Here is a 2044-nt window from a genome sequence, read left to right on the forward strand (position 1 = left end):
CAGCGGCCCGACCCTGGCGGCGGCACTGGTCGTGCTCTCGCCCCTCCTGCTGACGGTGCTCGCACTGTCGCACTCGCGCAGCTACATCCTCGCCGCGCCGGCCCAGTACCGCGAATTGCTGGACTTCCTGGCGCGCACGGTGCTGGAGCTGCGCTTGAAGCTGCCGCCGGACATCGCCGTCCAGCTGCCTGAAGGCGCGCCCGAGATCCAGCGCGCCATCGCCGCCTACCTCGGCGCCAAGGCCGGCGCGCTGGCCATGGCCGGCCGGGTCTGGCTCACGGGCGTGCTCTACGCCTATGTCGGCCTGTTGATCGGCGCCCTGGCGGCAGTGCGCGCGCGCGGTCGGGCGCACGGCCCGCTGGCGCAGGAGCTGACCCTGCGCGTCGCGCGCCTGGGCGATGCCTTCCGGCAGATCGTTGCCGCGCAGTTCTGGATCGCCTCGTTCAACACGCTGCTGACGGCGCTGTTTCTGCTGTTCGTGCTGCCGCTGTGGGACATGCGCCTGCCCTACACGCCAGCGCTGATCACCCTGACCTTCGTCGCCGGCCTGGTGCCGATCGTCGGCAATCTGCTGTGCAACGCAGTGATCACGATCGTCGGCCTGTCGGTCTCGCCGATGGCGGCGGTCGCCTGCCTGGTCTTCCTGATCCTGATCCACAAGGCCGAATACGTGATCAACGCCAAGGTGGTCGGCCAGCGCACCCACATGGGCGTCTGGGAGTTGCTGTCCGTGATGTTCGTCGCCGAGGCCGTGTTCGGTCCGGCCGGGTTGGTGGCGGCGCCGCTGTTCTACGCGTACCTGAAGAAAGAGCTGGCAGCCGCCCGGCTGGTCTGAGCGCCGCCGGCCGTGTGCGGATTGCGCCACGCCGGGGCCGGCACGCGCGGCCTTGGGCTATCCTGCGCTACCGTGCCATGCACCCCATGGCCAGCGATCTTTCCCCATCCAGACACCCCAAGGAGACCCAGAATGACCATCCTCGTAGCCTACGTCGCCCGCCCCGAAGGCCGCGCCGCCCTCGACAAGGGCATCGAGATCGCCACCCGCCGCGGCGAGCGCCTGGTGGTGGTCAATGCCGGCCCGGGCGGCCGCTCGGAGGACGACAGCATCGTGAACGGCTACGAGGTCGAACGCGTCGAGGAACGCCTGGCCACGCTGCCGATCCAGGCCGAGTTCAAGCAGTTCGTGCGCGGCAAGAGCGCCATCGAGGAGATCCAGGAGATGGTGGCGGCGCTGCAGGTCTCGGTGCTGGTGATCGGGCTGCGCAAGCGCTCGCCGGTGGGCAAGCTGCTCTTGGGCAGCATGGCGCAGGAAATCTTGCTGACCGTCGACTGCCCGGTGCTGGCCGTCAAGGCCCACTGAGCCGCTGCGGCGCGGCCGCCCCTCACGCCTCTGGCCGCAGGGCGCGCACCAGCGCCGCGATGGCGGCCGTGTCCGCCGCACCGGGCGCGTTGTCCAGGTACACCTGCAGGTCCTGCACCGCCGCGCTCGCGCGGCCCAGCTCGGCCAGCGCCAGGCCCCGGTCGCGCCATTCCCCCCAGTCCTCGGGCAACAGCACGACCAGGCGCTCCTGCACGGCCAGCAGGCTGCCCACGTCCGCCCGTGCCCGGTGGATTTCCTTGAGGTTGCGCAACATCCGCGCCAGGATCGCCCGCGGCGGCGCGGCCTGCAGGTACAGGCCCAGGGGTGCCTCGCCGCTCCCGCCGCTCCCGCGAAAGGGCTCGAGCCGCTCCAGCAGGGCCTCCTGGGTCAGCGACTGGCCAGTGAGCGGGTCCAGGACCACTTGCCCGCCTGCAACCCGCACCTTGACCAGAAAATGACCGGGGAAGGACACCCCGGCCGCGTCCAGACCCACGCCCTGGGCCAACTCCAGCCACAGCACCGCCAGCGAGATCGGGATCCCGCGGCGCGACTCCAGCACATGGTGCAGGTAGCTGTTCTCCGGCGCGTAGTAGTCGTTGGCATTGCCGGCGAAACCCAGCTCGCCGTAGAAGAAATGGTTCAGCAGGCGCAGCCGCTGCAGCGCCCCGGCATCCGCCGGCAGCC

General features: G+C 70.6%; 3 protein-coding genes. 2 read left to right on the forward strand and 1 reads right to left on the reverse strand.

The genetic code is table 11. The annotated features are described in order from the left end of the window. A partial coding sequence (locus A612_RS10415; protein WP_019374427.1) for an AI-2E family transporter occupies window positions 1–835 on the forward strand: 835 nt, incomplete at its 5' end. A 132-nt stretch (window positions 836–967) separates the two neighbouring features. Beyond that, window positions 968–1360, forward strand: a complete 393-nt coding sequence (locus tag A612_RS10420; protein WP_019374428.1) for a universal stress protein — start codon at window positions 968–970, stop codon at window positions 1358–1360. 22 nt (window positions 1361–1382) lie between these two features. Here the strand turns inward: A612_RS10420 and A612_RS10425 are convergent. Then, window positions 1383–2044: SirB1 family protein (locus tag A612_RS10425; protein WP_019374429.1), on the reverse strand; the 662-nt coding region annotated here is incomplete at its 5' end.

It is taken from the genome of Melaminivora alkalimesophila (assembly GCF_000282995.1).
Taxonomy (GTDB): domain Bacteria; phylum Pseudomonadota; class Gammaproteobacteria; order Burkholderiales; family Burkholderiaceae_C; genus Melaminivora; species Melaminivora alkalimesophila.